Origin of the sequence: Nocardia transvalensis (genome assembly GCF_015477765.1) — a bacterium.
Lineage (GTDB): Bacteria > Actinomycetota > Actinomycetes > Mycobacteriales > Mycobacteriaceae > Nocardia > Nocardia transvalensis_A.
In genome coordinates, this window is the sequence record NZ_JADLQQ010000003.1 from 322,623 (window position 1) to 347,265 (window position 24,643).

Consider the following 24,643-nt stretch of genomic DNA (forward strand, 5'->3'; position numbering starts at 1 on the left):
CGCGCGTCATCGAGTCGATGGCGCCGGTCCCCGTCACAGGTCGAGGAAGCGGACGTCCTTGGCGTTGCGGGTGATGAAGCTGCGTCGTGCCTCGACGTCCTCACCCATCAGAATGCTGAACAGCTCGTCGGCCGCGGCGGCGTCGTCCAGGGTGACCAGGCGCAGCAGGCGGGTGCTGGGGTCCATGGTGGTCTCCCACAGTTCCTTCGGGTTCATCTCACCCAGACCCTTGTAGCGCTGGACCCCGTCGTCCTTGTTGATCTTCTTGCCGGCGGCCTGGCCCCGCTCCAGCAGGGCGTCGCGCTCGCGGTCGGAGTAGGCGAACTCCGGCTCGCTGCGCTGCCACTTGAGCTTGTAGAGCGGCGGGCAGGACAGATACACGTGGCCGTGCTCGACCAGCGGACGCATGAAGCGGAACAGCAGCGTCAACAGCAGGGTGGTGATGTGCTGACCGTCGACGTCGGCGTCGGCCATCAGGATGATCTTGTGGTACCGCAGCTTCGAGATGTCGAACTCGTCGTGGATGCCGGTGCCGAACGCGGTGATGATCGACTGGACCTCGTTGTTCTTGAGGACCCTGTCGATGCGCGCCTTCTCGACGTTGATGATCTTGCCTCGGATCGGCAGGATCGCCTGGTACATCGAGTCGCGGCCGGACTTTGCCGAGCCACCGGCGGAGTCACCCTCCACGATGTAGATCTCGGAGCGGCTCGGATCCTTGGAGCGGCAGTCGGCCAGCTTGCCGGGCAGGCCGCCGAGGTCGGTCGCGCTCTTGCGGCGCACCAGCTCGCGCGCCTTGCGCGCGGCGATGCGGGCCTGCGCCGACGAGACCGCCTTCTGCACAATGGTCTTCGCATCGGCCGGATTGGCCTCGAACCAGTGCGCCAGGTGCTCGTTGCAGGTGCGCTGCACGAAGGATTTGACCTCGGTGTTGCCGAGCTTGGTCTTGGTCTGGCCCTCGAACTGCGGGTCGGCGATCTTCACGCTCACGATGGCGGTCAGGCCCTCGCGGATGTCGTCGCCGGTGAGGTTGCCGTCCTTTTCCTTGAGGAGCTTCTTGTCCTTGGCGTACTTGTTCACCACCGAGGTGAGCGCCGCGCGGAAGCCCTCCTCGTGGGTGCCGCCCTCATGGGTGTTGATGGTGTTGGCGAAGGTGTGGACCGATTCGGAGTAACCCGAGTTCCACTGCATCGCGACCTCGACCTCGTGGCCGGTGCCCTTGCCGGTGAACGACACGATCGAATTGTGGATCGACTGCTTGGACCGGTTGATGTGCTTGACGAAGTCCTCGAGGCCGCCCGGGTAGTGATAGGTGCGGGTCTTGACCTTGTGCTCGACCGGCGCACCCGCGGTATCGGCCTTGGGCGCCTCGGCGATATCGCTGACCACCTCGTCGGTGATTTCGGCGTCGCTCACGCGCTGATCGGTGAGGGTGATGGTCAGTCCCTTGTTCAGGAACGCCATCTCCTGCAGGCGGCGGGCGACCGTCTCGAAATTGAAGGTCGTGCTCTCGAAGATCTCGGGATCCGGCCAGAACCGGATGGTGGTACCGGTGCGCTTGGTCGCCTCGCCCTGGACCAGCTTGCCGGGCTTGGAATCCTTGTACTCCTGTGTCCAGTGGAAGCCGCCGTAGTCCACATCGGCCTGCAGACGGGTGGACAGCGCGTTCACCACCGAGATGCCGACGCCGTGCAGACCGCCGGAGACGGCGTAGGCATCGGAGTCGAACTTGCCGCCGGCGTGCAGCTGGGTCATGACCACCTCGATGGTGGGGATGCCCTGCGCGTGCATGGTGGTCGGAATGCCTCGGCCGTCGTCGACGACCTCGACTCCGCCATCGGCCAGCAAGGTGACGTCGACACGCGTGGCGTACCCGGCCATCGCCTCGTCGACCGAGTTGTCCACAACCTCCCAGATCAGGTGGTGCAGACCGCGCTCGCCGGTGGAACCGATGTACATACCGGGGCGCTTGCGGACCGCCTCGAGACCCTCGAGCACGGTGATGGAGTCGGCACCGTAGTCCTTGGACGAGCCGCTTGCGTTGGAGTCGTTGGCAGCCACTGCTCGGTAGCTCTCCTTACTTGCTGATCCCTCGGCACAGCGCGAACAGCACACACAGCGGACCCAGGTCGGTAGGCTCGAGATGACGAACTGCTCGAGAATTACGGGTCCTCGCGCGGGCTTCGCGAAACGCGCCGAAGGTATCGCCGCTAGTTACTCCCCCATCCTACTGGTACACCCGGCTCAGGATGCACCTATGACACCCCTGAGAGCGCCGTGAGTGCGTGAAATCGATCGCCGCCGGGTCCGGTTGTAGGTCTCCGGCGAGAGAGCAGCCTCAGCGCCCCGTCGAGTGTCGGGCGGAAGAGTTTGCGGAATGGTTGAGCGATCTTCGCCGGAGTTCCACGTGAAACGTCTTCGCGTCAGCCGTAGGTATCGCGGGGGCCGCGGCCCTTGATGTGCCGTTCGCCCTTGCGCCAACTCGGGGCCGCCGGGCCGCTGATCTTGACAGAGGTGACCACGCCCTGGCCCACCGCCGCGGTGATCTTCGCCAGGATCTGGGCCTGCAACATGCGCAACTGGGTCGCCCAGGCCGTGGATTCGGCTTGAATGCTCAAGACACCGTCGGTGAGGGAGACGGGGTTGGCGTGGGCGGCGATGTCCTCACCGACCACGCTGGCCCAGCGGCCGAACACCATGCCCTCGGCGACCTTGCCGGACCAGCCCCGGCTGCGGGCCAGCGCACCCGCCAGAGAGGACAGCAGCTGGGGATCGCGCTCGTCGGGCCGCGCCCCGGACCACCCGCGGCGGCGCAGCGCCCGCACCCCGCCCTTGCGCGGCGAGGCCCTGCCCTGGCCGACCGCCTTTCCGCTGGCTCGCGCGGCCGCGCGGGCCTCTTCGAGGGCGCGGCGGGCCAGATCGATACCGCGCAATTCGGCTTCGGCGCCGGATGCGGCGGAATGGCCGCCGTCGGTATTCGCGCCGTCCGTCATCGCCACCTCCTGCACCTCGAACGCCGAATGCTGCAGGACAGGCTAGCCGCTGGCAACCGCGACACCCAGCGCCGGGAGCTGTGTCACGCGGCCCAGTTGTGACACCTGGGTGGCGTATTCAGGCCTCGGTCACCGACGCCGCAGACGAGGTGGCGGAGATGCCGACGATATGGGAAATGCGGTGGTCGGCCTCGCCGGTCGTTTCCACTCGTAGCGGGGTGGCCTCGAGTTCGGCCGGCACGTCCTCGGCGACCGCGGCGGTGATGAGGACCTGTTCTGCGGTGGTGGCGACGGCGGCCAGGGCGGCCCGGCGGCGACGGTCGAGTTCGGCGAACACATCGTCGAGCAGCAGGACCGGATCGGTGCCGATGCTACGCAGCAGCTCGAACGCGGCCAGGCGCAGCGCCAGCGCGAACGACCACGATTCGCCGTGGCTGGCAAAGCCTTTCGCGGGGGCCGAGCCCAGCATCAGCTCCAGGTCGTCGCGGTGCGGGCCGACCAGGCAGACGCCGCGCTCGAGTTCCTTGGGGCGAGCTGTGCACAACTCGCGCAGCATGATCGACTCCAGCACCTCGGCGTCGTCGGGTTGCGGTGCCCGCTCGGGATCCAGGAATTCCGGCGGCAGATAACCGCTGCGATAGCGGATCGAGGCGGTCCGCGACTCCGGGGCGATCGAGCGGTAGGCCTGCTCCAGGTACGGATGTAACTCGTGCACCAGCCGCAGACGCTGGGCCAGCAGTTCGGACCCGTGCTCGGCAAGATGTCCGTCCCACGCATCGAGCGTGCTCAGTTCGGACGCCGCACCGGCGCGCGAACGCGCCTGCCGTCCCGCGGTTTTCAACAAGGCCGAGCGCTGGCGCAGCACCCTGTCGTAGTCCGCGCGCACACCGGCCAATCGCGGCAGCCGGGCCGTGCACAGCTCGTCGAGGAAGCGGCGGCGCTCCGACGGGTCACCGCGCACCAGCGCCAGATCCTCCGGCGCGAACAGCACCGTCTGCAGGATGCCGAGAATCTCGCGCGGCCGCCGCACCGGCGAGCGGTTGATCTGCGCACGATTGGCCGAGCCCTGATTCAGCTCCAGATCGATGCGCAGCTCCCGTCCGGAGTTGACCACCGTCGCCCCGATCCGGGATCGCTGCGCGCCCAGGCGGATCAGCGGGGCATCGGTGGCCACCCGGTGGGAGCCGAGGGTGGACAGATAGCCGACGGCCTCCACCAGATTGGTTTTGCCGTTGCCGTTGGCGCCCAGGAAAACCGTTCGGCCCGCGGGCAATTCGAGATCGACCCCGGCCCAGGAGCGAAAGTCCCGCAGAGTCAGTGCCCGCACGTACATCGCTCAGTCCACCGCCTCTGCCGTTGATGCTGTGGAGAACTCGCAGGCGGCTGCCGAAACCGACGGCCGCCCAGAGTTTTTCACAGAGTTATCAACATTGTTCACAGATGTGGGACTCAGCCCGGCAGGCGGACCGGCATCAGCAGGTAGATGTAGTTGCTGTCCAACGCGGCGAACGCACCGGAATCGAGGACCGCGGGCTCCTGTTCGCCGGTCGGGCACAGCACCGCCGGCCGGCTGGGCGTGGTGAATCCGAAGGTCACGCGGTCCGAATGCAGGGCGGACAGGCCGTCGTTGAGATAGCCCGGGTTGAACGCGATGGTCAGCGGCTCGCCGCGGAATTCGGCCTCGAGCCATTCCTCGGCGCGGCCCGCGTCGTCGCCACCGGCCGACAGCTGCAGACCCTGTTCGGAGAATTCCAGCCGCACCTGGGCACCGCGCTCGGCCACCAGCGCGACCCGCTTGATGGCGTCGATCAGCGTACTCACCTGCAGCGTGGCGATCGAGGTGTGCTCCTTGGGGAGCAGCTGGCGGAACTTGGGGAATTCCGCATCGAGCAGCCGCGTGGTGGTGCGGCGGCCGCCGTTGACGATGCCGAGCAGGCCGTCGGTGCCGGTGCCGAAGGCCAATTGCACCGGGGCATCGGACGGGCCGAGGGTCTTGGCGGCCTCGGACAGGGTGCGGGCCGGAACCAGCACCGCGGTCTCCACATCCGCGCGACCGGGCTGCCATTCCAGGTGCCGGACGGCCAGCCGGAAGCGGTCGGTGGCGGCGAGCACGACCTTGGGCCCCTCGATCTCCACCCGGATACCGGTGAGCATCGGCAGGGTGTCGTCGCGGCCGGCGGCGACGGCCACCTGGCCGACCGCCTCGGAGAACAGGTCGACGCCGAGTTCACCGGTCTGCGGCGGCAATTCGGGCAGTTGGGGATAGTCCTCGACCGGCATGGTGGGCAGCGAGAACTTGGCGCTGCCGCAGGCGATCAGGACGCGTGTGCCGTCGACGGAGACGTCGACCGGCTTGTTGGACAGCGCCTTGGTGATATCGGCCAGCAGTCGGCCGGAGACGAGGACCTGTCCGGGCCCGGCCACCTCGGCCGCCACGCGCATCTGCGCGGACACCTCGTAGTCGAAGCCGGAGACGGTCAGTCCGTCCTCATCGGCCACGAGCAGGACGCCGCCGAGCACCGGCACCGGCGGACGAGACGGCAGACTACGGGCCACCCAGGCGACGGATTCGGCGAAATCCTCGCGAGCGACCCGAAACTTCATGCTTGCAAGCTCCATCGCCCGGTATGTCCTCTCCCAGTCTCGATCGGTCGTGATCCGTTCGGCTCAGCGCCGCTTCATGCAGGGGTACTGGATCGGCCGCCCCTCTTCCGAAGTCTGGCACAGGCGACCGACATCAAACCGTACCCGCGTGCGTGCGTGATCACCACGCCGCCCCCTTCTCGGTGCGTCGCTCGCATGCGCTCGGCCCTTGTCTGCTCTGTGCATCCCTGCGATGAGTGAGCGGGCACCGTTCGGGTAGTTCCGTCCCGAGCCGAGTTTCCACACACCTTCTTTCAAAGAGATTTCTCTGAGAAGAAGAACTGAAGCAGTAGTAGGCGCTGTGGATTCTGTGGACTCCGGGCGAATCGGCTGCTCGCGGGGCGTGGCGCGGTGGGGATGTCCGGCGGGTGACTCGAGGATGAACGGCAGGCCGCTGTGGAGGTTACGAATCTGTCCCATCGATGTCCTCGAGCCATCCTCGAGTTCTTCCATGGTCATGCCGGGTTTGTGCACACCTGTGCGCCAATGCGGGGACAACTCGAGGATTCCTCGAGGACCTGACAAGGACTCCTCGAGGAATCCACAGGCATCAACAGCGATCTGCGCAGGTCACTGCCGGTGGATGAATGAGCCTGTGCGGACTGTGTACTAGTGGGTGTTAGCGGCGGCGTCAACTCCCCTGCCGCCGAACTGTGGGCGAACCGGTGGAGAACGCCGGGATTCCTCGAGGACTCCACAGGGATTCCTCGAGGACTCCACAACACGAAAAAGCCGATCCACCCAGGTCATTCGGATGGATCGGCTTGTGGAGCGAATCAGCGGGAGCGCTGTTTGATTCGGGCTGTGAGTTCCTGAACCTGGTCGTACACCCGGCGCCGCTCGGTCATCTCCTTGCGGACCTTTTTCTCGGCGTACATCACCGTCGTGTGGTCGCGACCGAACGCCTGGCCGATCTTCGGCAGCGACAGATCGGTGAGTTCGCGGCACAGATACATCGCGATCTGCCGCGCCTGCGCCAGCGGCCGTGCCTTACCCGGCCCGGTCAGCTCCTCGAGCGTGGTGTTGAAGTACTCCGCGGTGACGGCCATGATCGTCGAGGCGGTGATCTCGATCGTGTTGGTGTCGGGCATCAGGTCGCGCAGCACCACCTCGGCGAGCGACAGATCCAGCGGCTGGCCGTTGAGCGAGGCGAAGGCCGTCACCCGGATGAGCGCGCCCTCCAGTTCGCGGATGTTGCGCTCGACCCGGCTCGCGATCAACTCCAGCACGTCGTGCGGGACGTCGAGGCGATCCATGCGCGCCTTCTTGCGCAGGATCGCGATGCGGGTCTCCAGCTCCGGCGGTTGCACATCGGTGATCAGGCCCCACTCGAACCGGGTGCGCAGTCGCTCCTCGAGCGTGGCCAGCTGCTTGGGGGGCCGGTCGGAGGAGACCACGATCTGCTTGTTGGCGTTGTGCAGGGTGTTGAAGGTGTGGAAGAACTCCTCCTGGATGCCTTCCTTGCCCTCGATGAACTGGATGTCGTCGACCAGCAGGATGTCGGTCTCGCGGTAGCGCCGCTTGAAGGCCACCTTGCGGTCGTCGCGCAGGCTGTTGATGAAGTCGTTGGTGAACTCTTCGGTCGACACGTACTTCACCCGCATGCCGGGGAACAGGCGCTGGGCGTAGTGGCCGGCCGCGTGCAGCAGGTGCGTCTTGCCCAAACCCGAAGCGCCCCAGACGAACAGCGGATTGTAGGCGCGGGCCGGTGCCTCGGCGATCGCCACCGCGGCCGCGTGCGCGAAGCGGTTGGAGGCACCGATGACGAATGTCTCGAAGGTGTATTTGGAATTCAGGCTCGCCGACGAGGACGCCGGTGCCGGTGCGGCCGGTTCGGGCGACTTGGTGAAGTAGGTCGGCCAGGAGTTGCGGACATTGACGACCGGTTCGTCGTCGGCCTGCTCCTCCGGCAGCGGCCGGCGCGCGGAGTCGTGTTCGGAGTCGGTGGAGAACAGCGACTCCTGCCCCGGCGGGTTGGCGGCACCCCGCGCCTGGGGCGGCTCCATCTCGCGCCGGGTCGAGGTCGGCTGTTCCGCTTCGGACGGATCCGGCAATTCTCCGGCCACCGGTGCGGCGGCGAATTCTGCCTGGGGATAGTCGCCTCGGCCTGGGTAGTCGGCTGGGGAGAGATAGCGCGGTGCGGCGTATTCGGGCGCGGCCGGGTAGTCCTGCTGCGGTGGATATCCCACGGGTTCGCGCGGCGCCTCGCGCACCCGTTCCGGGCGCGAGGTGAGCCGGGCGTGCCGGGGCGGACCGGCCGGACGATCGGCGGGCGGGGTGGTGGGCGCGGCGATGCGGACACCGAGTCCCTCGACCTGCGGGCCCAGCCGGCGGGCCAGCGAGCGCAGGATCGGCTCCCGCAGATCGCGTTCGATCGCCTCCTGGGCGAGCGAAGAGGGTACCGAGAGCAGCGCGAATCCCTGTGCCACCGTCAGGGGCTTGACCAGGCCCAACCATGCTTTCTGCGCGTTGGTCACCGGCGGGATGGCGCCGTCGGCGGAGCCGGTGGTCAGCTCGGCGACCACCTCTGGCCAGACGGCGGTCAACACGTTCTGCTCGTCGTCCACGTACGTTATCCTCCCCGGAGTAGGTCGATAGGAGCAGACGGTCTCAGATCCGCCCGCATCCCCCTCAGCGCGAGCGTTCGGCGTGGCCGTCGGCCATACGAATATGCCACTCCAGGGGTCTTTCCACACAATTATCCACAGATGTGGAGAACCACAAGGATGTGAGTCGTGCTGCGATGAGCCCCCGCTGAGCGCCTGGACCTGCGCTTCTGCAGCAATCTTCTGGCTATGCAGCATAGCGGCTGGCGTGTCGCGCCGCCAAGCCGGGTTCACGCCCCGCGCGCGGCTCGCAGGGGGACCCCGAGTTTGACCCTGTTCGGGCGCATCAGTACCCTCGTACAGTCACCCATTGATGCGGTGGCGGCTGTCTGCTGCCCGTGCCGCGATGGGCGGTGCGCCGACGATGACCGTGTCACTCGTCGTGCGCACACACCAGTTTCACCGACAAGCTTCGGGCGCCACCGGGCGCTCACCAACTCGAGGAGTGTTGACCGTGGCCAAGGGCAAGCGGACGTTCCAGCCGAACAACCGTCGTCGGGCGCGGGTCCACGGGTTCCGTCTGCGGATGCGCACCCGTGCGGGCCGCGCCATCGTGTCGGCGCGCCGTCGCAAGGGCCGCGCCCAGTTGACGGCCTGATCCCCCGGCACCGGTATCGGCGTCATGCCCCGTTCGCCGTTCGGTCCGCTCCGACCCACCGCCCGTTACGCGCTCGGACACTCGGGTGTTGCCTGAGCCGTATCGGCTGCATCATCGTGCCGATTTCTCCCGGACGGTGCGGCGGGGCCGGCGAATCGGGAGACCGGATCTCGTCGTGCACGTGCTGTTGTCCAGCGAGACGGGCGAGGAGGGGCCGCGGCCGACCGTTCGCATCGGCGGGCCGCGTTTCGGTTTGATCGTCAGCAAGGCGGTGGGTTCCGCGGTGATACGTCATCGCGTGGCCCGCCGCCTGCGTCATATGTGCGCCCCACTCGTGGCCGAGCTGCCCGAGGAGGCGGATATCGTGATTCGGGCTCTGCCCGGCGCGGCCCAGGCCACCTCCGCCGAGCTCGATCGGCAGGTGCGCGGTGCGCTGCGCAAACTTCTCCCGGAGAGCGGCGTGGCCTCATGATCCGCCTGCGGTCCCTGACCCGGTTACCGGCCCGGGCGTTGATCTTCCTCATCGAGCTGTACCGGACCTACGTCTCCCCCACCCGCATGCCGGTGTGCCGCTTCACCCCGACCTGTAGTGAGTACGCGGTCACGGCGCTGCGCACCCGAGGACTGCTCACCGGCCTCGGGCTGACGGTCGTACGCCTCGCCAAGTGCGCACCCTGGCACCCTGGTGGGTGGGACCCCGTCCCGGAGCCCCGGCGAAAAGCATGCCGGGGCCATGTGGAGGGGTCGCTCCGTGAACGTGACGGCACGGCCGAACACAAGCCTTTGGAAGGGTCGCCGCGTGCGGTGACCGGCGATACGACCGACGGGAGTACATAGAGCCGTGCTCGATTTCATCTACTATCCGGTGTCCTGGATCTTGTGGTTCTGGCACCGGATCTTCGGGTTCGCGCTGGGCAAGGACAATGGCCTGGCCTGGGCGCTGGCCGTGGTGTTCCTGGTGTTCACGCTGCGTTTGGTGCTGTACAAGCCGTTCGTGAAGCAGGTCCGCACGACCCGGCAGATGCAGGAACTGCAGCCACAGATCAAGGAACTGCAGCGCAAATACAAGAACGATCGCCAGAAGATGGCGCTCGAGATGCAGAAGCTGCAGAAGGAGCACGGCTTCAACCCGCTCATGGGCTGTCTGCCCGTGCTGGCGCAGGTGCCGGTCTTCATCGGTCTGTATCACGTGCTGCGATCGTTCAACCGCGTCGGCAGCGGCGGACTGGGCGGATTCGGCCACAGCGGCGGCATGACGGCGCTGCAGAATGCCAACACTCCGAACTACGTCTTCAACGCCGACGATGTGCAGTCGTTCCTGCGCGCCCGCATCTTCGGCGCCCCGATCTCGGCGGCGATTACGACCCCCAAGGCACAGCTGGAGGCCTTCGCCGATTACGGCGGCATTCCGCACGTGGCGAGCATCGCCGCCGTCTCCATCCCGTTGATGATCATCGCGGGCCTGGCCACCCACTTCAACGCGCGTGCGTCGGTGGCGCGCCAGAGCGCGGAGGCCGCGGCCAATCCCCAGGCCGCGCTGATGAACAAGTTGGCGCTGTGGGTGTTCCCGCTGGGCGTGATCGTCGGTGGTCCGTTCCTGCCGATCGCCATCCTGATCTACTGGGTGTCGAACAACATCTGGACCTACGGGCAGCAGCATCTGGTGTTCGGCCTCATGGCGAAGGAAGAGGACAAGAAGAAGCAGGAGGCGCAGGAGCGCCGCACCCAGAACGCACCCAAGCCCGGTGCCAAGCCGGTCGATCCGAGGAAGAAGACTCCCGCGGTCACCGACGCGCCCGCGACCGATGGTGATGCGACCGCGACGCCGCCGTCGAAGAACGGAACGGGATCGACACCCAAATCGTCGGGTAAGGCCGGCGCGTCGTCGGGTAAATCCGGTGGGCAGGGCAATCGGAAGCGATCCGGCAATCGTGGCCGCCCGAACCAGAAGCGACGCCGCTAGACGACCGATGATGCAGATCGAAGGAAACCACACATGACTGTTGAGACCGACGGAGGGGACGCCACTGTGGCGACAACGATGGCGGACGCCCCGGCGAGCCGTGAGATCGATGCCGAACCGGACGCGGTGGACGACGATGTGAGCGATACCGAGGAGGCGCTGATCGAGGAGGGCGAGATCGCCGGTGACTACCTCGAGCAGCTACTCGATGTTCTGGACTTCGACGGCGATATCGACCTCGACGTCGAGGGCGACCGGGCGGTGGTGAGCATCGACGGTGGCCGCGATCTGTCGAAGCTGGTGGGCCGGCGCGGTGAGGTCCTGGACGCGCTGCAGGAGCTGACCCGGCTGGCCGTGCAGCAGGCGACCGGCGTGCGCAGCCGGCTGATGCTGGATGTGGCGGGCTGGCGGGCCAAGCGTCGAGCGGAGTTGAGCACCCTCGGCACCGAGACCGCTCGCCGCGTGCTGGAGTCGGGTAAGCCGGAGGCGCTGTCGCCGATGACCCCGTTCGAGCGCAAGATCGTGCATGATGCGGTGGCCGCCGTCGACGGGGTCACCAGTGAGAGCGAGGGTGTGGAGCCGAACCGGCACGTGGTCGTGCTGCCGGCCTGACCGTCGCCGGAATGTGAACGAGGGCCCCCGGTTTGTGTGATCCGGGGGCCCTACCCTTGTCCGGAGGTTGCCGCACGGCGGGCGTGCATCTCCCTGAGTCCGGAAGGATGTTTCACGTGGAACGAGGCACCGGTGCCACCAATGCAGACCCCTCCCCCGAGTCGTCCTCGGGTGTGGCCGTCGTGCCGCAGTCACCCGCGGTGGCGGCGGACGTATTCGGTGATCGGCTCCCGTTGGCGCAGCAGTACTGTGCCGTCCTGGCGACCGCGGGCGTCGAGCGCGGACTGATCGGGCCGCGCGAGGTGCCGCGGCTCTGGGAGCGCCACATCCTCAACTGCGCGGTGCTGGGTGAGCTCATCCCCTCGGGGGCCGCCGTGGTCGATATCGGCAGCGGCGCGGGGCTGCCCGGAATCCCTCTCGCCATCGCGCGGCCGGATCTCCGGATCACCCTCGTCGAGCCGCTGCTGCGCCGGACCATCTTCCTGGCCGAGTTCGTCGAGGCGGCCGGTCTCGAGGTGACGGTGGTGCGGGGGCGCGCGGAGCAGCCGGACGTTCGGAAGGAGGCGGGCGGCGCGGATGTCGTGACCTCGCGGGCCGTCGCCCCGCTGGGCAAGTTGGCGAAGTGGTCGCTGCCGCTCGTGCGGGACCACGGTCGGATGCTCGCCCTCAAAGGGTCGAGTGCCGCAGAGGAATTGGAACGCGATCGCGCCGAGCTGTCCCGGGCGGGCGGCGGCAATGCGGAGGTGCTCGAGTGCGGCGTCGGGATCGTGTCGCCGCCGACGGTCGTCCTGAGCGTCGAGCGGCTCCCCCGCTCGAGCGTCCGGGGCGCAGGACGGTCCGGCGAAATCGCAAGGCGTGAGCGGCTGGTCGCGATGTTTCACATGAAACAAGGAGGGTGAGGCGCGCCCGAAATCTCGTGTTTCATGTGAAACATCGCCCGCCGCAGGTGAACTTTTCGCGTGTCGCAGAAGGATTGCCGCGGTTCAACTTCCGAATTGTGGCGCGTGCTGGCAAGCTAGGTGTCGTCGAGCGTGAGCGCAGAATCGCGGTGCCCGACAGGCTCGCCAGGACAGCAATCGCGCTCCGCTTGCTCGAGCCATGCGGCGTTGATGCTGCCTGGGCACGTGTCTGAAGTTCTCGGGTTAGGAGCCTGTATGTCGAACGGTCCGGCGAATGTTTCACGGGAAACAACGTCGCGGGTACCCGGAATGCTGGACGGGAGTGGACTTGAACTGGACGAGTTCGGTCGCACTCCGTTCGGGAACATCTCCCCCGCCGAGACGCCCATAGCAGCCGAGGCGCAGCGCGCCAGCCAGGTGTTGCACCCTGGTTCGATGACCATCCCCAAGCCCCGCGAACAACGAATCATCACCATCGCCAATCAGAAGGGCGGGGTCGGCAAGACCACGACCGCCGTGAATCTGGCCGCCGCCCTGGCGCTGCAAGGTATGACGGTGCTCGTGATCGATCTCGATCCGCAGGGCAATGCCAGCACCGCGCTCGGCGTGGAACACCACTCCGGCGTGCCCTCCAGCTACGAACTGCTCATCGGCGAAGTCTCCGTGCAGGATGCGATCCAGCAGAGTCCGCACAACGAGCGCCTGCTATGCATCCCGGCGACCATCGACCTGGCCGGCGCCGAAATCGAATTGGTCTCCATGGTGGCCCGTGAAGGTCGACTCAAGGCCGCCATCCAGGAGGCGAACCTCGCCGGCTACGACATCGACTATGTGATGATCGACTGCCCGCCCTCGCTCGGTCTGCTCACCGTCAACGCTCTGGTGGCGGCCAAAGAGGTGCTGATTCCGATTCAGTGCGAGTACTACGCCCTGGAGGGCGTGGGTCAGTTGCTGCGCAACATCGGACTGGTGCAGGCGCATCTGAATCCCGAACTGCACGTCTCCACCGTGATCCTCACGATGTACGACGGGCGTACCAAGCTGGCCGATCAGGTCGCCGAGGAGGTGCGCGGGCACTTCGGCGATGTGGTGTTGCGATCGGTGATCCCGCGCAGTGTGAAGGTGTCCGAGGCGCCGGGCTACGGCATGACCGTGCTCGATTACGATCCGGGCTCCCGGGGTGCGATGAGCTACCTCGATGCCGGACGGGAGATTGCGGCTCGCACCGCGCCGCTACGCGCGGCGCGAGCCGCGGCCGGTGCCGCGAGTGGTGTGAACGAGGAAAGGGGTCGGTAGGCCGATGAGTCAGGCGAAGAAGGGTGGATTGGGGCGCGGGCTGGCCGCGTTGATCCCGACCGGGCCGACCGACGTCCAGGGGCTCGGTAGCGCCGCGGCAAATGCCGTCATCGGTCTCGATCCGGTCGGTCCGCACCGGGCCTCGGACTATCTGCATCGGGTCCCCGACCCGAGCGGTGGGCCCGATGCCGGGGCGGTATACCGGGAGATTCCGCCGGACCAGATCGAGCGCAATCCGAAGCAGCCGCGCCAGGTCTTCGATCAGGAGCCGCTGGACGAACTGATCCACTCGATCCGCGAATTCGGCCTCATGCAGCCGATCGTGGTTCGCCAGCTCGAGTCCTCCCCCACCCCGCGCTATCAACTCGTCATGGGCGAGCGGCGGTGGCGGGCCTCGCAGGAGGCCGGGCTGGAGGCCATCCCGGCGATCGTCCGGGAGACCTCCGACGAGTCGATGCTGCGTGACGCCCTGCTGGAGAACATCCACCGGGTACAGCTCAATCCTCTCGAAGAGGCGGCCGCCTATCAGCAGCTGCTCGAAGAGTTCGGCGTGACCCACGAGGAACTCGCCGCCCGTATCGGCCGATCCCGGCCGGTGGTCACCAATATGATCCGCCTGCTGAAGTTGCCGATTCCGGTGCAGCGGCGCGTCGCGGCCGGTGTCCTCTCGGCCGGACATGCGCGGGCCCTGCTGGGGCTCGAGGGCGGGGCCGAGGTACAGGAAAAGCTGGCGGAACGGATTGTCGCCGAAGGCCTATCGGTGCGGGCCACCGAGGAGGCCGTCACCCTGGCCAACCGGTATCCGGAGCAGGAGCAGGAGCGCCGCCCCGCCGAACGTAAACCCGTCTACGCGCCGGGGCTGGATCGTCTGGCCGAACGGCTGGCGGATTCCTTCGATACCCGGGTCACGGTGAGCATGGGTAAGAAGAAGGGCAAGATCGTCGTCGAATTCGGCGACCTCGCCGATCTCGAACGTATCGTCACGTTGATGGAGCAGCAGCGGTAGTTCTGCCTGGCGCATACGGCTCGAAAATGCCGGTGCACGGGGTCGATCATTGCCCTGGCTCCGAAACGTCACTGTGACGGTGACGTTTCGTGATCGACGAAGAACAGCACAGCGGTGCGGGTCACGGGCCCGTCGCAGATGGGAAATGAGGCAGTTCGCATTGATCGCTTATTCTTGCTTGCGAGTAGATTTTGATGCGGCGTGAGTGTGGACGAATCGGAAAGCTGGAGGCTGAGCAGAGCGGTGTCGACCAGCGTGACCGCACTTACCCTCGACGGGCTCGACAAACTCCCCGCACACGCCCGCAGATGCGTGTTCTGGGAGATCGACCCCGCCGTGGCGGAGGATTCTCGCGAATTCAGCGATCCGGTCTTCGAGAAGGAAGCCTGGCTGTCGACGGTCATGCTCGAATGGGGATCGTGCGGTCAGATCGCCATGGCACATGATCAGCCGGTCGGCTGTGCCCTGTATGCGCCACCGAGCGCCGTGCCGCGCGCCGGGCTCTTCCCTACGTCACCGGTGAGCCCGGACGCCGTCCTGCTGACCACGCTGCGCGTCGAATTCGCCTACGAGGACACCGATACTGCCCACCGGCTTATTCAAGCCGTGGTGAGCGATTTGGTGCGCCGCGGTGTGCGGGCCATCGAGGCATTCGGCATCCGCAAGGATCCCGCGGCGACGGTGCTGTCGACCCGCGCGGTCAGTTCGATGATGCTCATGGAACGGATCGACACCCCGGCCTTCGGTATTCCGGCGACGGGTGGTTCGGCGGCGCCGCGCGGGTCGGATTCCTGCTCCCCCGAAAGCTGCATGATCGACGCGGACTTCCTCGAGGATGTCGGCTTCAAGGTGGTGGCGGCGCATCAGCGCTTCCCGCGGCTGCGGCTGGAACTCGACAGCGACCATCTGTGGAAAGAAGACGTCGAGCGGGCGCTGGACCAGCTGTTGGCGGCGGCGTCCTTGAGCGAGCCTACGCGGGTGGGGTGCTAGCCCGCTCGGGTCGCGTACAGGTCCTGCGTCATATGCGGGGCCGGGTTCTGGGCGTACCCGACGAGTTACCCATGTACTAACGAAATCAGTTGTTGCATTGTGAGGAATTACATTCGGTCGGCGGCGGCGAGTTCTTCGGCGAGTAGTTCGGCGAAAGTGTATGTGCCCGTGGGCTGGTCGTCCTGGCCGAGCAGGTACAGGCGCTTCACCGAGATCAGGATCGCCTCCGCGATGACGTCGCGCATGCGCGGGTTGGTCAGGACCGAGGCGTCGTATTCGTTTGTGAGATAACCGATATCGACCTGAACGGTCGGCATTTTGGTGAGCCGCAACAGATCCCAGGTGCGGGCGTGAGTCCTGCAGTCCTGCAACGAGGTTCGCGCCACGATCTCGCGCTGGATGAATCCGGCCAGCACTTGGCCGATCATCGAGACCGAGCCGTGCGAATTGCCGAAGTGGAAGCTCGCGACGCCGCTGGCCAGCGGGCTGGGGTTGGTGGCGCAGCGCAGCGAGATCATCAGATCCGCATCGAAGGTGTTGGAGGTCTCGGCCCGCTCGGCATCGGTCGGATTGGCACCCCACGGCCGGGACAGGAAGGTCTCCATCCCGGTCGCGGCCATGCGGCCCTCGAGGCGGCTGGCCAGGTCCCACAGGATCTCCGACTCGTAGACGTCGCCGAATTCGGTCGGCACCGCGAAACCCTTGTCGGGCCCGCCCAGGCCCGGATCGATGACGATTCGCTTGCCGGTCAGCTGCGGCCCGGCCCGGTGCACGACCTCCTCTTCCGCGATCCGGTGCGGGTTGCCGCCGGTGACGCGCGCACCCAGCAACTCCAGCGAGCGCAGCGTGTCCGGACCGCAGATTCCGTCGGCGGACAGGCCGATCTCGCGCTGGAACGTGGTGAGCGCATCGTGGGTGTGCGGGCCGAAGTAGCCGTCGACGCGATGCACGTAATACCCCAGGTCCTGCAGGCGGCGCTGCAGCGTGGCGACGTCGTCACCGTAGAGCGGAGCCGACAACTGATAGATCAGCGTGCGCGCGCCCAGCCGGTAGGAGGCCTCCTTGAGGGCACGGTAGGTGGCCGGGCCGACGACGCCGTCCACCAGCAGGCCGCGCTGCTGCTGGAAGGCGCGCACGGCCGAATCGAGATCGTGATCGAAGACGGCGTCGGAATCCTTCCAATATGCGCCGTTCCCGTCGGACCGATCGGCCCCGTTGGGATGAATGTGCAGGAACCCGAGGCTTGCCAGGGTGCTCCGAACCTCTGCGACGGCTGGACCGGTATCGCCGTGACGAAGTCGGTGCATGCGTGAGAGCCCTTTCCTTCCGCCAACCCGGGTACCCACTCATACGATGGTTCACACCCTCGCACGACCGGAGCGTCGGTCGATTGTCTCAGACCCGGACCGAATTTCGGCAATTCTGCGAGTGCACGCAGATCGTACCCTCGATGCCGGCGTCGGGCCCCCGAGGTGGTGGTTTGCTGCCATCGCAGCAACCGCTCAGTGCCCGGCCGGCGCCGAAATACTACCCACCCGCCGCCGGCGTCCGGGATCGGTGTGCCGTCGTCAGAGGACGCCTTCCAGTTCACGCAGCAGGGCGGCCTTACCCTTGGCGCCGACGATCCGCTTGGTCTCCTTGCCGCCGGAGAACAGGATCATCGTCGGCAGGGACAACACGCCGAAGTCGCGCGACGTGGTCGGGTTGGCGTCGGCGTCCAGCTTCGCCACCGTCAACTTGTCGGCATATGCGGCCGCGATCTCCTCCAGCACGGGAGCGACCATCTTGCACGGGCCGCACCAGTCCGCCCAGAAATCGACGAGGACGGGCTTGGCACTGGCCAGCACGTCCTGGGCGAAGGTGGCGTCGGTGACGGTCTTGGTGGCGGAATCGGGCATGGGTGTACTCCTCGAACTGCGTGGGCACCGGGGTAGTGCGATGAATCAGTTGGCGGTGACTTCCACCGGCTTACCGGCGTGGTCCAGGGTGTTGCTGGTGATATCGCCCTTCTCGGCCAGCCACCGCTCGGCGTCGATGGCCGCCCGGCACCCGGTCCCGGCGGCGGTGATGGCCTGACGGTAGGTGTGGTCGACCAGGTCACCGGCGGCGAATACGCCCTCCACGGAGGTGGCGGTGGTCGGCTCCTGCACCAGCACGTAACCCTCGGGGTCCAGGTCGAGCTGGCCGCGGACCAGGTCGCTGCGCGGATCGTGGCCGATCGCGACGAACAGGCCCGTCGCGGCCAGCTCGGAGGTCTCACCGGTGCGGGTGTCGCGCAGCGTCAGGCTCGTCACGCTGTTCTCGCCGTGCACCTCGACGACCTCGGCATTGGTGATGAAGCGGATCTTCTCGTTGGCCTTGGCCCGCTCCAGCATGATGCGCGAGGCCCGGAACTCCTCACGGCGGTGCACGATGGTGACGCTGGCGGCGAATTTGGTGAGGAAGGTCGCCTCCTCCATGGCCGAGTCGCCGCCGCCGACGACCACGATGTCCTGACCCTTGAAGAAGAAGCCGTCACAGGTCGCGCAGGCGCTCACACCGCGGCCGAGCAGCCGCTGCTCCCCCGGGACGTTGAGGTAGCGGGCGGCCGAACCCATGGCGAGGATGATCGCGTAGGCCTGATAGGTCTCCCCGCCCACCGTGACGGACTTGACCGGACCGGACAGATCGATGGCCTCGACGTCCTCGGTGCGGATATCCGTGCCGAACCGCTTGGCCTGTTCGCGCATCTCCTCCATGAGGTCGGGGCCCATGATGCCGTCGCGGAAGCCGGGGAAGTTCTCCACCTCGGTCGTCGTCATCAGGGCGCCGCCGAACTGGGTGCCCTCGAACAGCAGCGGCTCGAGTTCGGCACGGGCGGCATATACCGCGGCGGTGTAGCCGGCGGGGCCGGAGCCGACGATGATCAGATCGCGAACAGGCGTACTCATGGGGCCCTTCCGAGGGTGTTTGTCATCAGGCTTGTCAATCAACAACAGGGTAAACGCTGTTGTTCCCCGCTCACGGCGCGCGCTGTGTTGTCGGCTCGCAAGCTCGCGGCTGCATCCCTGGTGGCCGCTTGGCTACCCAATATCGCGCTCGGTGATCTTCTGTGGGTCGTCGGCGCTGCATCCGGTGCCGACGACCACCGCGGTGATCTTCGGCGGCCGAGGGCCGGTGAGCAGGATCAGCACCGCGGGTTTGCCGCGAAAGGTGACGTTCATCGAGCCGAGCACCGTCCGGCCTGGCACCGCCGCGGCCGCGCAGCTGTTCAACGCGCCCGGACGCGACAGCGGCCCCGTCACATCGTTGCGGCCCATGGCGCCCAGGATTGTTCCGGTGGAGAGATCGTCATCGAGTGGGATGGCACCGGTTTCGGTGGTGGGCAGGGCATTCGGAGGCGGGGTGTCACGGCCTCGCACGGCGTCCACGGCGACCAGGGATCCGGCAATGACCGCGACGGCCGCGGCCGCGGCGGTGATCCAGCGCAGGCGGCGCGAGCGGCGCTCGTCGAGGGAGATCGGGGCGCTCGGTTCGGCGGGTTCGGCGGGTTCGACGACCGGCATCGGGCGCGTCGAGGGTGCGTTGCCGCCGGCGTCGGGCGGCGGCGCGACCGGAAGGTGATGGACGGTGGCGACCCGATCGTCCTGGCCGTCGCCGCCGGACAGTTGGTCGAGCAAATGGTCGAGGCGGGCGGCCACCTGGGACGGCATGGGGTGGAGGACGTGGGGGTCGTTGCTCAGCGCGCGCAGCTCGGAGGTGACGTCGTCGAGGGAGCTCAGGAAGCGCAGCGCCTCCGGATCCTCGCGGACCTGCGGCCACAGCTGTGCGGAGAGATCGGGCGGCACATTGTCGGCGTGCAGATCGGCGAGCAGATCGGTCGAGAAGGGCGGCTGCGGCACCGAGCGGGCTGCCATCGCACCTCCTGAGTCCTGTTCGCTCTGTTCGCCATCCCGCGCCCCGGGCCGGCGCCGCCGTGCGGTGGCTTCGCCCTTGTCGTCCATCGCCTCTCCGGGTCGGGCCTCGTGCTTGCGGTACCCGCAACGTCCCATCGGCGATGGGGCCTACGCGTACGGCGCGTGTTTTCGTCCGTCTCTAGTAATGACGCATCGCGATCAACTCCGGTTCCCCGGGTTCCGCAGGAACCGCAACTCCTGTTGCAGTCGTTTGCGACCGCGGGCGCACCGGCTCTTGATCGTCCCCTCGGCGACGCCCAGCAACTGCGCCGCCTCCGCTACCGTATACCCCTCCATGTCGATGGCAACCAATGCCGCTCGCTGATCGTCGGGCAGCGCGAACAATGCGGCATCGACGACCATCGACACCTCCCGATGGGCGATATCGTCGCGTTCGTCGGCCGGTTCGGCCACCGTCTCGTCCGACAGCGAGACACTCGGACGGGCCTTGTTGCGTCGGATCCGGTCCAGACAGGCATTGACCACGATGCGATGCAGCCAGCTGCGCACCTCGGCCTCGCCACGGAACGAGGCGGCATTGCGATGCGCCGACAGCAGCGCCTCCTGCAGTGAGTCGGCGGCGTCCTCGGCCGTATAGGAGGTGCGCAGCGCCAGCTGCCACAGGTGGTCGTAGTGGCGCCGGAACAGGACGGCGAAAGCGTGGCGATGGCCCGCGGCATGCGCGGTGAGCAGTTCGAGATCGGTGGCCTCGGCGAGTTCGACCGAGCGGCGCCGGGCAGCGGGCGACTCGGAGGACCCCCTGCGGGATCGCTCGACCGCTTCAAACGACAACACAAACCCCTAGGATCAGCGCTCACGGCGGCACCGGGCCCAAAAGTGGGACATCGCCGCATCTTTCGCGTCATCCAGGACCGAAGCACCAGATCCCAGGAAGCTCCCCTGCTGAGAGCGCGGTGTGAATCATATCGGCCGGAACGAATCGGTAGCAACCAGACCGAGCGGATCGTGCCCCGGAAAATCGGGGCGGGTACGCGACGACCCGGCGGGCGGTCAGGGTGCGGCTTCGAAGCGAATGTCGCCGATCTGCGACTGGAACTGGCCGCCGTCGTTGGCCAGGGAGGTGATCCAGACGAGCACGTAGCGGGCCGGTTGATCGGCCCGCACGGCGATGTCGGTGTTGCCGTCGGACAGGGTGGCCTGTCCGATCAGCTGGGTCTGGTCGAGCGTGGGCGAGGCCGTGGGCGAGGTGCGGACCTCCACCACGGTGCCCGGACTGGGCGAGCTGATGGTCACCTTCGTCAACTTGCTGGGACTGCCGAGGGTGGTCAGGACCCCCACCCCCTTCTTGAGGGCGGGGAACTGCTGGAAGTACTGGTCGGTGCGCCAGGCCGTGCTCGGGTTGCCGTCCAGCACGGCGTTCACGCCGCCGACGTTGTCGGGCGTGCCCTCCGGGGAGAACACCGATGCGCCGGTGACCGGCACCGGGGCGCTGCCGACGGTCGCCGGTGCCGACGCGGAGGCCGACGTCGGGTCCTGCGGGGCCACGCTGGCCGTGGTCAGGCCCAGCTTGCGCTGCTCGTCCAGCGGCTTGTCCGCCGAACTGGGCCCGAAGACATTCATCACCAGCCACCAGATGATCACGCCGATGGCCAGGGCGGTGAGCACGCCGAGGCCGACGAGCACCCACATCATCCGTTGCGAGCGTTCACGTTCGGCGGCCAGCAGCTCCGGATCGGCCAGCGATTCGTCCGGCGCCGACGGCGCCCGCTGTCCCAGCCGCAGCACCGGGATGAAATCGGTCTTCTGATCGACCACCGAGGCCTGTTCCAGCACGTGCTGCACGGTCGCGGCGGTGCGGACGCCCTTGTTCGACTCCAGGGAGCGGACCGCGACCGCGGAGATCTCGAACGGCACCTCGGGCCGGATCTGGCGCGGCTCGACCGGCGTTCCGTCGGGACCGAAGTCGGCCGGGCGCAGCCCGCCGACCGTGGCCGCCGAACCCGTCACGCCGCCCGGGCGGATGGGCCAGCGCGCGGTGATCAGCGCGTACAGCATCGCGCCGAGCCCGCGCACGTCGGACTGCGCGTCGGAGTCGGCCAGGGTGCCCGGGAAGGCCAGCACCGCATCGCCGGAGGCGCTGATGCGGATCCGGTCGGGATGATCGATCGACAGCGACCCACCGCCGCGGTGTGCGAGTTCGGCGGCGGCGGCCAGGGCGCGGATCGCGCGGGCCGCACCGATCGGCGACGGCACGGTCTCGGCCATCTCCCGCAGCGACCGGCCGGGCGTCCACTCGGCCACGACGATGCCGCCGGAACTGCCGCGCACCACATCCAGCACGCGGGCCAAACCCGGCGAGTTGATGCGGCCCAGCCGCAGCGTGCGCGACAGGATCGCCTGCGGGCCGTCGTGCCCGGCATTGTCGGAGGCCTTCTGATCGGCGTCGACGAAGGTCAGCGCGACCTCACGGTCCAGCTTCACATCCAGCGCCTGCCAGAACTTCAGCCCGCGCGAACCACCGTGGCTGGCCAGCAGGCGGTAGCGCCCACCGGCCACCGATGCGCCCGGGATCAGCTTGGGCCCGCGCGGCTGGCGCCGCGACGGCGGCTCCACCCGCATGGGCGGCATCTCCGGGGATGCGACCGGCAGCATGCCGGTGTCGTAGCTCTGATCGCGCGGCGCCGATCGGCCCTCGTCGGCGGACGGGGCGGATTCGGCCTGCTGCGGGGCAGCCACATGCTGATCGACGTCACCCGTCTCGGGGTCCTCGGCGTGTGCGGCCGGTGGAACCTTCCCGGGCGGGACGTCGTCGGTGCGAACTGCACCTGCCGCCTCGGCGGCAGCATCGGCGGCCGGGACGTCCCCCGCCGCGTCGTCGCTCACCCTCGTTCCTCCTTCGCCCTGGTGTGTCGAGGTCCGATATACCGGCGCGGCACCGGGTCCGTCGCCGGTCCGGCTGATGTTCGGCTCCGCGCCGGTGCCGGAATCGGCATTTGCGTTTCTCTGCCGAACAGGGTACGGGAACTCGGTCATACCGGTGCGGTCAACCGCATTAGGCCGGATAACCGGCAAGACCATGGTCTGCTGGCTGTCCATATACGGGTCGTACCGGTAGTAGTAGGGCGTATCGAGCTCCGGACGCGGCAGCACCGTGGTGGCTTCCGCATCCGCGCCGGCGCCCCCGAGACCCAGATCCGGTGCCGGCGGGGTGAGTCCGAGCCGCCGGGAGATCGAGACGGTGATGGCCACGATTTCCGGAATACCGACCAGGCGCATCAGCCCGAACGCGACGCCGAACATCACGACGGCGTCGATGGCGACGCGGAAGATCGAACCGACCCCGCTCCCCAGGCGTGACAGTCCCAGGATCTGCTCGACGATCAGCGTCACCGCCGCGCCCGCGACAGAGGCCAGCACCACGCGCGTCACGGTTCGCCCGACGTTGGACATGCGCAGATCGCCGAGGCTGCGGTGCAGCAGCCAGCCGCCGATGAAGGCACCGGCGGCGAACCCGAGACCATTGGCGACACCGAGCGCGATCACCACGTGCTCGTCGTCGAAGATCACCGGCGCCAGCGCCGACAGCACGATCTTGACCGTGGTGATGCCGAGAATGATCCAGGTCGGCGTCCATGCCTGTTCGCGGGCATAGAACACCCGCAGATGGATCAGCACCAGCGCGTAGGGGATGAGCGTGAAGGCCGACCAGCTGACCGCCTCACCCAGACGACCCGCATCGGTGCCGCCGAAATTCCCGTACGAGAACAGCGCATGGCCGACCTGAGGACCGGCGATGGTCAGGAACATGACCACGGGAACGAGCGCGATCATCGTCAGGCGGGTGGCAGCGGAGAGATCGTCGACGACGGCGGGAGTGTCATCGTCGGCGGCATTGCGGCTCAGCCGCGGCATGATCGCGGTCAGCACGGTGACACCGAGTACGCCGTAGGGCAGCATCAGAAGCAGCCAAGCCACGTTGTAGATCGCCGGGCCCGCGACGTCGGCGTGGGAGGAGACCCGGGTACCGAAGACGAACCCGGCCTGGCTGATCACGACGTAGAGGATCACGGCGGCGCCCATGCCACCGAACTGCTTCAGGCGGTCGTCGACACCCCACAGCGGACGCAGATCGATCCCGGCCCGCCGGATGGGCGGCAGCAGGCTGGCCGCCTGGGTGAACACGCCCAGGGTCACGCCCAGGCCCAAGAGCAACAGCTTGGGCTGGCCCATGCGGACCGGGTCCAGCGAGATCTCGCCCGGTGTCACGGCATAGAGGCCGAGCACGACCAGCACGACCATGTTGTTGAGCACCGGCGCCCACGCACCCGGTTTGAAGATCTCGTGGGTGTTGAGGATCGCCATCAGCAGCGATGACATTCCGTAGAGCAGGATGGCCGGGAGCAGCAAGTAGGCCAGCGCGGTGGTCAGGCCGGTGCTGACTTTGCCGCTGTCGGACAGGAAGACGTGTTTGATCAGCAGCGGCGCCGCGGCGGTGCACAGCAGTGCGGCCGTCGCCAGCACGACGAAGGCCATCGTGACCAGACGGCGGATGAATGCCGCTCCCCCGTCCGCGTCCTCCTTCTCGGCACGGACCAGGGTCGGCACCACGAATGCGGTCAGCACGGCACCCAGGACCAGCTGTTCCACCATGGTCGGAATCTGGCTGGCCACGGTGAACGCACTGGCGATCGCCGGACCGAGCACGGTCAGCAGCAGCAATTGCTTGCCGAAACCGGTGATCCGGCTGATCAGGGTGGCGATCGCGATCGAGCCGGTGGAACGCAGCAGTCGCGAGTTCGAATTCTGCTCGGCCTCGGCCGGTTTCACCGCGACCTGCTGAGCCGTTCGGGCCGGAGCGGATCGCTCACCCCGCGCTCGCCCCGGCTCGGCCGGGGGTGCGTGACGAGGCAGCGGACGAGGCTCGGGCCGTGGTCCCGTGCGCGGCGGGCGCCCCGGAACCTGCTGGTTCGGAACCTGTTGAGTGGGCCCGCTCGGCGGTCCGGGCGGATACGGTCGCCGTTCCGGCGGAGGGCCGGGCGGCGGCGGTCTGTGCCCCGCGGGCTGCACTCCCCGCGGCGGTTGCGGCGGGCGAGGAGGGGTGACCGCGGGCCGTGGCGGTCGGCCGGAATACGGCTCAGGGC

20 protein-coding genes are annotated in these 24,643 nt (G+C 67.6%); 9 read left to right on the top strand and 11 right to left on the bottom strand.

Annotated features, from left to right (window positions below; genetic code table 11):
- Window positions 1-33: 33 nt before the first annotated feature.
- From gyrB to dnaA, 5 genes are all read right to left on the bottom strand, one after another.
- Window positions 34-2,061 carry a DNA topoisomerase (ATP-hydrolyzing) subunit B gene (gene gyrB / locus IU452_RS09600; protein ID WP_195108600.1) on the bottom strand — a complete coding sequence of 676 codons (2,028 nt, stop codon included), beginning with the start codon at window positions 2,059-2,061 and terminating at the stop codon, window positions 34-36.
- 362 nt (window positions 2,062-2,423) lie between these two features.
- A complete protein-coding gene (locus IU452_RS09605) occupies window positions 2,424-2,993 on the bottom strand; it encodes a DUF721 family protein (RefSeq protein ID WP_195108601.1) in 570 nt (189 codons plus the stop codon).
- Window positions 2,994-3,111: 118 nt separating this feature from the next.
- Window positions 3,112-4,326, bottom strand: a complete 1,215-nt coding sequence (recF, locus tag IU452_RS09610; protein ID WP_195108602.1) for a DNA replication/repair protein RecF — start codon at window positions 4,324-4,326, stop codon at window positions 3,112-3,114.
- Between the two features lie 116 nt (window positions 4,327-4,442).
- Window positions 4,443-5,612, bottom strand: a complete 1,170-nt coding sequence (dnaN, locus tag IU452_RS09615) for a DNA polymerase III subunit beta (protein WP_195108603.1) — start codon at window positions 5,610-5,612, stop codon at window positions 4,443-4,445.
- 800 nt (window positions 5,613-6,412) lie between these two features.
- Window positions 6,413-8,203 carry a chromosomal replication initiator protein DnaA gene (dnaA, locus tag IU452_RS09620; protein ID WP_195108604.1) on the bottom strand — a complete coding sequence of 597 codons (1,791 nt, stop codon included), beginning with the start codon at window positions 8,201-8,203 and terminating at the stop codon, window positions 6,413-6,415.
- 493 nt (window positions 8,204-8,696) lie between these two features.
- Here dnaA and rpmH point away from each other — a divergent pair, with 493 nt between their 5' ends.
- The 9 genes from rpmH (at window position 8,697) to IU452_RS09665 (ending at window position 15,606) form a co-directional block, all read left to right on the top strand.
- The gene (rpmH, locus tag IU452_RS09625; protein WP_195108980.1) at window positions 8,697-8,840 is read left to right on the top strand and encodes a 50S ribosomal protein L34; all 144 of its coding nucleotides are present in this window, start codon (window positions 8,697-8,699) and stop codon (window positions 8,838-8,840) included.
- Between the two features lie 85 nt (window positions 8,841-8,925).
- The gene (gene rnpA, locus IU452_RS09630; protein ID WP_195108605.1) at window positions 8,926-9,312 is read left to right on the top strand and encodes a ribonuclease P protein component; all 387 of its coding nucleotides are present in this window, start codon (window positions 8,926-8,928) and stop codon (window positions 9,310-9,312) included.
- Entirely contained in the window at window positions 9,309-9,677 is a 369-nt protein-coding gene (gene yidD / locus IU452_RS09635; RefSeq protein WP_195108606.1) for a membrane protein insertion efficiency factor YidD, read from the top strand. Before rnpA ends, yidD begins: the two co-directional genes overlap by 4 nt.
- 4 nt (window positions 9,678-9,681) lie before the next feature.
- Window positions 9,682-10,803: a membrane protein insertase YidC gene (gene yidC / locus IU452_RS09640; RefSeq protein WP_195108607.1), complete on the top strand. Its 1,122-nt coding sequence runs from the start codon at window positions 9,682-9,684 to the stop codon at window positions 10,801-10,803.
- A gap of 78 nt (window positions 10,804-10,881) precedes the next feature.
- Entirely contained in the window at window positions 10,882-11,415 is a 534-nt protein-coding gene (locus tag IU452_RS09645; RefSeq protein ID WP_195108981.1) for a protein jag, read from the top strand.
- A 107-nt stretch (window positions 11,416-11,522) separates the two neighbouring features.
- The gene (gene rsmG / locus IU452_RS09650; protein WP_195108608.1) at window positions 11,523-12,314 is read left to right on the top strand and encodes a 16S rRNA (guanine(527)-N(7))-methyltransferase RsmG; all 792 of its coding nucleotides are present in this window, start codon (window positions 11,523-11,525) and stop codon (window positions 12,312-12,314) included.
- Between the two features lie 309 nt (window positions 12,315-12,623).
- Window positions 12,624-13,610 (top strand): ParA family protein, encoded by a 987-nt coding sequence (locus IU452_RS09655; RefSeq protein ID WP_195108609.1) that lies wholly within the window; start codon window positions 12,624-12,626, stop codon window positions 13,608-13,610.
- 4 nt (window positions 13,611-13,614) lie between these two features.
- Window positions 13,615-14,616, top strand: coding sequence for a ParB/RepB/Spo0J family partition protein (locus IU452_RS09660; RefSeq protein ID WP_195108610.1), 1,002 nt, complete (start codon window positions 13,615-13,617; stop codon window positions 14,614-14,616).
- Between the two features lie 243 nt (window positions 14,617-14,859).
- Window positions 14,860-15,606 carry a GNAT family N-acetyltransferase gene (locus IU452_RS09665; protein WP_195108611.1) on the top strand — a complete coding sequence of 249 codons (747 nt, stop codon included), beginning with the start codon at window positions 14,860-14,862 and terminating at the stop codon, window positions 15,604-15,606.
- A gap of 107 nt (window positions 15,607-15,713) precedes the next feature.
- Here IU452_RS09665 and IU452_RS09670 read toward each other — a convergent pair whose 3' ends face one another.
- The 6 genes from IU452_RS09670 to IU452_RS09695 form a co-directional block, all read right to left on the bottom strand.
- Window positions 15,714-16,913 (bottom strand): N-acetylmuramoyl-L-alanine amidase, encoded by a 1,200-nt coding sequence (locus tag IU452_RS09670; protein WP_195108612.1) that lies wholly within the window; start codon window positions 16,911-16,913, stop codon window positions 15,714-15,716.
- 261 nt (window positions 16,914-17,174) lie between these two features.
- A complete protein-coding gene (trxA, locus tag IU452_RS09675; RefSeq protein ID WP_195108613.1) occupies window positions 17,175-17,504 on the bottom strand; it encodes a thioredoxin in 330 nt (109 codons plus the stop codon).
- A gap of 45 nt (window positions 17,505-17,549) precedes the next feature.
- A complete protein-coding gene (gene trxB / locus IU452_RS09680; RefSeq protein WP_195108614.1) occupies window positions 17,550-18,536 on the bottom strand; it encodes a thioredoxin-disulfide reductase in 987 nt (328 codons plus the stop codon).
- A 132-nt stretch (window positions 18,537-18,668) separates the two neighbouring features.
- Window positions 18,669-19,502, bottom strand: coding sequence for a hypothetical protein (locus IU452_RS09685; RefSeq protein ID WP_195108615.1), 834 nt, complete (start codon window positions 19,500-19,502; stop codon window positions 18,669-18,671).
- A 198-nt stretch (window positions 19,503-19,700) separates the two neighbouring features.
- On the bottom strand, window positions 19,701-20,333 hold the full coding sequence (gene sigM, locus IU452_RS09690; protein WP_195108616.1) for an RNA polymerase sigma factor SigM: 633 nt from the start codon (window positions 20,331-20,333) through the stop codon (window positions 19,701-19,703).
- Window positions 20,334-20,552: 219 nt separating this feature from the next.
- Window positions 20,553-24,329: a lipid II flippase MurJ gene (locus IU452_RS09695; RefSeq protein ID WP_416382293.1), complete on the bottom strand. Its 3,777-nt coding sequence runs from the start codon at window positions 24,327-24,329 to the stop codon at window positions 20,553-20,555.
- Window positions 24,330-24,643 lie beyond the last annotated feature (314 nt).